The following is a 6,427-nucleotide window of genomic DNA, read 5'->3' as shown; positions in this document are numbered from 1 at the left end:
AACAACCGGATGTCGAGCAGCGGATCGGTCAGCCGCAGCTGCCGTCGCGCGAACCAGAACAGCATGGCGAGCCCGGCCAGCAGGACGCACACGTTCACCACGATGTCCTCACCGCGCGCGAGATGTTTGACGCCCCAGACGAATCCGACGATGCCGAGCACCGACAGCGGGACACTCGGCCAGTCGAACGGGCTGGTCGACGGCGCCCGGTATTCGGGCAGCAAACCGACGCCGGCCGCCAGCGTGAGCACCACCACCGGCACATTGATCCAGAACGCCGCGGCCCAGCCGAAATGTTCGACCAGGACGCCACCCACGATCGGACCCACCGCGGCGCCGACCCCGGCGATGGCAGCCCAGATCGCGATGGCCCGGGTTCGTTCGTGCGGATCGTCGAAGATGTTGCGGATCAGCGAGAGCGTCGAGGGCATCACCATCGCGCCACCCACCGCCAGGAGCACGCGTCCGCCGATGAGCTGACCGGTGACCTGAGCGGTGGCCGCTACCACCGAAGCGACGCCGAACAGCGCGAATCCGGTCAGGAACAGCCGCTTGCGGCCGATCCGGTCGCCGATCGCGCCGAAGGTGATGAGCAGGCCACCCAGGACCAGACCGTAGATGTCGACGATCCACAACTGGGCGACCGCGCCCGGCTGCAGATCCTCGATCAGCGAGGGCAGCGCGACGTTGAGCACGGTGGCGTCCATCGCGACGAGGAGCAGGCTCGCGCACAGCACCGCCAGCATTCCCCAGCGGCCGCGCACCGGTGTCGCCGTCCGGTTCCGGTCGATCATCGGGCCTCCCAGTTGCCGAAGCGGCTCCTGCTACCTTCCGGCAATCCTACAAATCCGGGATCGATGACCAAGGGCTAGTGGGCCGCCGCGGCGGACTTGCGCAACCCGTCGAGGATGAGGTCCAGGCCGTACAGGTATTGCTCCTCGCCGCCGCCGTGCGTGATCACGAGCTCCGGCATCAGATCGGCGATCGTCGGATGGGCCACCGGATCCAGCATCTGCAGGCGGCTGGGGATGTTCTCGCCGTTGCGCCGCGCCGGAGCGAACACGTGGCGCAGGGCCGATCCGAAGGTGTACTGCAACAGCACCACGTAGCCGCGCGCGGTTTCCTGCCGGCCCAGTCCGGCGGCCCGTAACTGGGAGAGCACCAATTCCAGTGCGGCCGTGGCGGTATCGGCGAAATCGCCGTCGCCGTCGGGTTTCACCGCGAGCACCCGGAGCACCGCCGGGCGTTCCACGAGCAGCCGGTACAGCGCCTGGCAGCACGCCCGCACGCGGTCGGCCCAGTCGCCGGAGACGGCCGGGGGATGGAAGCTGTCGAGCACCTGGTCGCGCGCGGCCTGCAGCAGTTCGTCCTTGCTGCGGAAGTAGGTGTAGAGCGTCATCGTGCCGACGCCCAGTTCGGCGGCGAGGGCACGCATGGAGATGCCCTCGCAGTCGGTGTCGTCGAGCATGCGCAGCGCGGCGTCCACGATCGCCTCGGCGCTGAGCGTATGGCGTGGTACTCGGCGGCGGCCGCCCCCGGTGCGGGTTCGTCGGGCGGGCTCAGATGTCACGGCAACGTCTCCGGTCGGGATGAAATCCGGTCTCGACGCCATTGTAGTATGCACGTACGACGTACCGTACGTTGTACGTCAGCCCTCGTCGTGGAGGTCGGGTCGTGGCTGCAACAACCATCTCGGGTCCGCTCGCGCAGGCTCCGGCGCGAGCCGGGGGCTGGTTGCGGGAAATGGTGCTGGTCGTCGTGGTGTATTTCGCCTACGACGGGGCTCGGCTGCTGGTCGGCAGCGGTCTCGACCACGCCCGCCGCGACGCGCACGCGCTGCTGCGCATCGAGGACTGGCTGCGGCTGGACCCGGAACTGTGGCTGAACCGGATCTTCGCCGGCCATTCCTGGATCGCGATCCCGGCCGACTTCGCCTACGCCACGCTGCACTACGTCGTGACTCCGGCGATCCTGATCTGGATGTGGTGGGCGCATCGCGAGCAGTACCGGGCGGTTCGCACCCAACTGGGCATCGCGACGGCCGCCGGCCTGATCGGTTTCGTCGCCTTGCCCACCGCGCCACCGCGCCTGCTGGAGGACTCCCACGGCTTCATCGATGTGATGGCCCTGCACGCCTCGGTGGGCTGGTGGCAGGGCGATGCCAGCACACCGCGCGGATTGGATTCGCTCACCAACGATTTCGCGGCGATGCCGAGTTTGCACGTCGGCTGGGCGCTGTGGTGCGGGCTGATGCTGTACCGCTTCGGCCGGACTCGGCTCACCCGGTGGGCCGGGGTCGGCTATCCGATTCTCATCACGCTGGTGGTGATCGGCACCGCGAACCACTATCTGCTCGACTGCGCCGCCGGTGCGGCACTGATCCTCGCCGCCGGTTACGTCGCCGGGCCGTACCTGCGCCTCTGCGACGCGACCGCCGACGGGATCCGAGTCTGGTGGGCGATGGTGCGCACGAATTCGCCGTGGCCCGCATGGCTCGGTGCGGTCGTCGGCGCCTTCGCGCCGGGCGCGGTCACCGGGCCGGCGCTCGGCATCGGCGCCGGATTGGCGGTGGCGCTGCCGGAGCCGGCGCAGGAGCCGCCCGTGCGGGCACCCGCTCCGGCCACCGACGGCGCGACGGACGCCGTCGCCGGGGGTCGCGGTGCTGCGGGGTGCCGGGGATACCGCCGGTCCCCGCGGCGTGCCGGGCACCTGCTCGGGGCCGAGATCGGCTCCGAGCCGGGCATGGGCTGAGCGGCGTCGCCCGCCTGACGATGTCACCGGCCGCCGGTAGAGTGAAACCTCTCGGTCGGGCCAGTCAGGAGGCAACAGGTGGACGTGAAATCGGCCGTGCGCGGCTTCAATTCGGTGGTACTCACGCTGACGGAGGCGCCGGTTCTCGGCCCGCTGATGCGGAAGGGATTCGTCGAGATCAGCTATGTCGGGCGCAAGTCCGGTAAGACGTTCAGCACACCGGTGAACTACCGGCGTTCCGGCGATTCGATCCTCATCGGTGTCGCGATGCCCGATCGCAAGAGTTGGTGGCGCAACTTCACCGGCGAGGGCGGCCCCATCACGCTGCACCTGGACGGTGGCGACCGCCGCGGCCGCGCCGTGGCCACGCGCGACGACAAGGGCCGCGTCCGGGTTCGTGTGCACCTGGACGACGCCGCCGCCGGCTCGGACTGAACCGGATATCTTGCGACGCAGAGGTTTTCGAGGGTGACGGTGCCCGCGTGGGCGGGCACCGGAACGTGTGAACCGCTAGGCCGGTATTCGAGCGGTGAGACCGGTTGCGCGAGTATCGCATTCGGTGTCGTCGAGTGCCGGTGCGGTGAATCTGTGCAGATCGAATTCGTGGGTCCGCACACCGTGATGGAAGGCGTCGAGCTCGGCTCGATCGAAGATCAGCTCCACATCCGCTGTGGGACGGTCGGTTTCGGCACGCAGCACATAGCGTCCGTCGGGGCGCCGGAACTGCGTGATCGGTAATCGTTCGGTGCGCCCGGCGCGGATACCGGCCTGGTAGCTGTCGAACTGTTCGTCGCGCAGCAGCAGTATCTCGGTGCCGATCACGGCCGTGCCGGCGGTGGTGGCGGCAGGAGCGCGTTTGTCGTCCCAGACGGCGGTCCATCCGTGTTTGCGTGCCACGCGCACGCAGTTCTGGTGTGGGGAACTGGCTGAGGCTTTACGGAATTCGCCTACGGTGAAGGTCGGTGGCCGCGTCATCGGATGCCCTTTCTACGGAGTAAAGCTGCCGGCGCACCGATGCGCGGACCGCCGCGCCGACCGTGCCGGCTAAGGCTTGTAGCCGACGGCCGCGAAATTACACGGCCGTGCCGGATCCGCCATGTCCACCAGTGCAGAGGGTCGCCAATCGGGGGCGTGCACGATCCCGGGGTTCAGCAGTTCGAGGCCGTCGTAGAAAGCGGCGAAATCGTCACGGCGGCGCAGCGTCAACGGATCCGAGGTCTGCTTGTATAGCTCCGCCGCTGCGGTCATTCCGCGCTTGACATCCTCGGACGCGTCGTCGAGGCCGGCATGGCTCATCGCCACGCAGCTGCCGCGCGGAAGGCGATCACGCAGCTGGGCCATCAGCCGGTACGGGCGGTCGCTGTCGGGCACGAACGGCCAGACGCCGACGATGAGCAGTCCGAGTGGCTGATCCGGATCGATCAGGCGCCGGGTCTCGGGATGGTCGAAAATGTCGTCGGGACATCGCAGATCGGCATCGATGACCGCGGTGGTGGCGAGGGCGTCGGTGCCGCGCAGCAGGTCGAGCCAGCGCGCCACCGCCTCGGTGTTGTTGTCGACGTACACCACCCGGGTCCGCGGCTCGTGCGCCCGTGCGATCTCATGGGTGTTGTCCGCGGTCGGCAGCCCCGCGCCGATGTCGAGGAACTGCCGGATCCCGCGTGATGCCATGAAATCGACCGCGCGGCGCAGGAATTCGCGATTGTGCCGCGCCCAGGCGTCGGCGTGCGGGAACACCGCGAACACCCGCTCACCGAAGACCTTGTCGACGTCGAACAGCGCCTGGCCGGACAGGTAGTAGTGGTACATCCGCGCCGCCGAGGGCCGGCTCGTGTCGATATCGCGTGAGGGAAAGTCGTTGTCGCTCATAGCTGCCCGGCACTCCTTAGGCTTTGCAGATTACGGACGGTGGGTCACGTCCCGGTGACGCTCTCGCGTCGGAACGAACGCGCGATCCGGTCGATGAACGCGCGCGACCGATCGGGATCCGCTGCGGCCGCGGATAATCGGTCCCAGACGGTTTCCCGGGCGCGTACCGCGGGCTTGTCGTCGATGTAGCGAATGTCGCCCTGGCTCTCCACGATCGCCATGTCCAGGTCGCCCGCCGCGCCGGGGGAGGGAACCCGCACCAGCGTGAAGCGGTCCTCCATTCCCGCGCCCCGGGTGGCAACGGTGAACGGCAGCACCTGCAGGATGATGTTGGGCCGATGCGACAGTTCGAGCAGGTATTCCAGTTGGTCGGCCATCACCGCGCGGCCGCCGTATTCGCGGCGCAGGCACGATTCCGAGAGCACGGCGTGGAATCGCGGTGCATCGGGGCCGGTGAGGACGTCCTGGCGAGCCAGCCGCGCGCGTACCGAATCCTCCACGGTGATCGCACAGGGATCGATGGACAACGGTTGCGCGTCGTGCGGGGGTTCGTGCAGGGCCCGGATATAGGACTCGCATTGAATCAGTCCGGGCACGATCTCCGCCTCGGTGACCCGCAGCAGACTGGCATGCGCCTCGAGATCCACCAGTAGACGTAATTCCTCGAGATAGGCGCGGCGATGGCCGGTGTTCCAGAAACCCCGTTTGTGGTTGTCCCGGCGTAATGCCTCGAGGCTTTCCAAATAGCCGGGGTCGGTGAAACCCAGTGCGACCGCGAGTCGTTCGAGATCGCCGACGGTGATCGAGCTGGCGCCGTTGATCAACATCGCGATCCGGCTCTGACTGGTGTCGATGATCCGGGCGGCCTCCGCCTGATTCACCCCCGCCGCGCTGATCATGTGGTCGATCTCGCGGCCCAGCAGCAATTTTCGCGCGGTACGTAATCGGGCTCCCATGGGTGTCAGCGTATCGGCGCGACGCGCGGCTCGGGAGGTCGACGAAACGAGGCACTGCTGCGTGATGATCATACGCCCGACGAAATCTCTTCCGCCCCAATCGCTTTCCTTCGCGTGATTATCACGCTAGCATGTATCACGTTCAGGCTATCACGGTTTCGGCGCCAGTCGAATGCGGCCGGAGCCACTGCGACGAACGGATTCGCCGGAATGTCCGCCGGCTTCCGAATGCCGGACGTCGTCGTCCGAATTGCGGACGCAACGCCCGAATTCGACCGATTATTGGGAAATCTCACAACGTCGGACCCCTGTGGTTCGGATGTTTGGGCCAACCCGCGCCGACTGCTCGTAATCGCCGCGCGTCACCGATACCTTCGTCAGTGCGATGGGGATCGGGCGCACGGAAGGAGCGCGATGCCGGCCTACGACTCCTGGGATGCGGAATCCGCGGAGGGCGATGGATTCGAATCCGGAAATGCCAGGAGTGCAACGCATTCCGATCCCGCGATAGTCATGCGGATGGGATTCGAACTGGCGCTCATCCTGCTCGGCGATGCGCCCACCGGGGCGACGCGCGCGCTGCGGCGACTGGAATACGCCGCGGCGGTGTGGGCGCGTGACGGAATTCCGATCGATATGGTGCAGCACGCGATTCACGACGGGGTGAAACTGACCCTGAACCGCATCGACCCGGCCGGCGGCACCGGAACCACCGATCCGGTGGCCGATCGCAGCTTCCTGGTCGACATGCTGGACCTGCTGACCTGCACCGTCTCCCGCGCCTACGTGGCGGAAATTCGCAATCACCCCGCGCGCTGACCGCCGGTGCGGTGCCGGTAGGGCCTCACGCG

8 protein-coding genes are annotated in these 6,427 nt (G+C 67.6%); 3 read left to right on the top strand and 5 right to left on the bottom strand.

Going from position 1 to position 6,427, the window contains the following annotated elements; genetic code table 11:
- Together RJ03_RS27725 and RJ03_RS27720 are read right to left on the bottom strand one after the other, a co-directional pair.
- Positions 1 to 794, bottom strand: a 794-nt coding sequence (locus RJ03_RS27725) for an MFS transporter (RefSeq protein ID WP_218001011.1), incomplete at its 3' end; no start/stop codon positions are given.
- 74 nt (positions 795 to 868) lie between these two features.
- Positions 869 to 1,570 (bottom strand): TetR/AcrR family transcriptional regulator, encoded by a 702-nt coding sequence (locus RJ03_RS27720; protein ID WP_167332019.1) that lies wholly within the window; start codon positions 1,568 to 1,570, stop codon positions 869 to 871.
- 104 nt (positions 1,571 to 1,674) lie between these two features.
- On the opposite strand from RJ03_RS27720, the gene RJ03_RS27715 reads away from it, so the two are divergent.
- Both RJ03_RS27715 and RJ03_RS27710 read left to right on the top strand, forming a co-directional pair.
- Entirely contained in the window at positions 1,675 to 2,751 is a 1,077-nt protein-coding gene (locus RJ03_RS27715) for a phosphatase PAP2 family protein (protein ID WP_218001010.1), read from the top strand.
- Between the two features lie 78 nt (positions 2,752 to 2,829).
- A complete protein-coding gene (locus tag RJ03_RS27710; RefSeq protein ID WP_036507761.1) occupies positions 2,830 to 3,186 on the top strand; it encodes a PNPOx family protein in 357 nt (118 codons plus the stop codon).
- Positions 3,187 to 3,261: 75 nt separating this feature from the next.
- Here the strand turns inward: RJ03_RS27710 and RJ03_RS27705 are convergent, their stop codons facing one another.
- The 3 genes from RJ03_RS27705 to RJ03_RS27695 all read right to left on the bottom strand — a co-directional run bounded on the left by RJ03_RS27705 (position 3,262) and on the right by RJ03_RS27695 (position 5,576).
- A complete protein-coding gene (locus RJ03_RS27705; protein ID WP_036507758.1) occupies positions 3,262 to 3,654 on the bottom strand; it encodes a hypothetical protein in 393 nt (130 codons plus the stop codon).
- 141 nt (positions 3,655 to 3,795) lie between these two features.
- A complete protein-coding gene (locus tag RJ03_RS27700; RefSeq protein WP_036507755.1) occupies positions 3,796 to 4,620 on the bottom strand; it encodes an SAM-dependent methyltransferase in 825 nt (274 codons plus the stop codon).
- Between the two features lie 44 nt (positions 4,621 to 4,664).
- Positions 4,665 to 5,576, bottom strand: coding sequence for a helix-turn-helix domain-containing protein (locus RJ03_RS27695; RefSeq protein ID WP_036507767.1), 912 nt, complete (start codon positions 5,574 to 5,576; stop codon positions 4,665 to 4,667).
- Between the two features lie 414 nt (positions 5,577 to 5,990).
- Between RJ03_RS27695 and RJ03_RS27690 the strand changes: the two genes are divergently transcribed.
- Positions 5,991 to 6,395: an RsbRD N-terminal domain-containing protein gene (locus RJ03_RS27690; RefSeq protein WP_036507752.1), complete on the top strand. Its 405-nt coding sequence runs from the start codon at positions 5,991 to 5,993 to the stop codon at positions 6,393 to 6,395.
- The last annotated feature ends 32 nt before the right edge of the window (positions 6,396 to 6,427 follow it).

The sequence above is a fragment of the Nocardia aobensis NBRC 100429 genome (genome assembly GCF_000308375.1).
Lineage (GTDB): Bacteria > Actinomycetota > Actinomycetes > Mycobacteriales > Mycobacteriaceae > Nocardia > Nocardia aobensis.
This window is presented reverse-complemented; position numbering and strand designations above follow the sequence as displayed.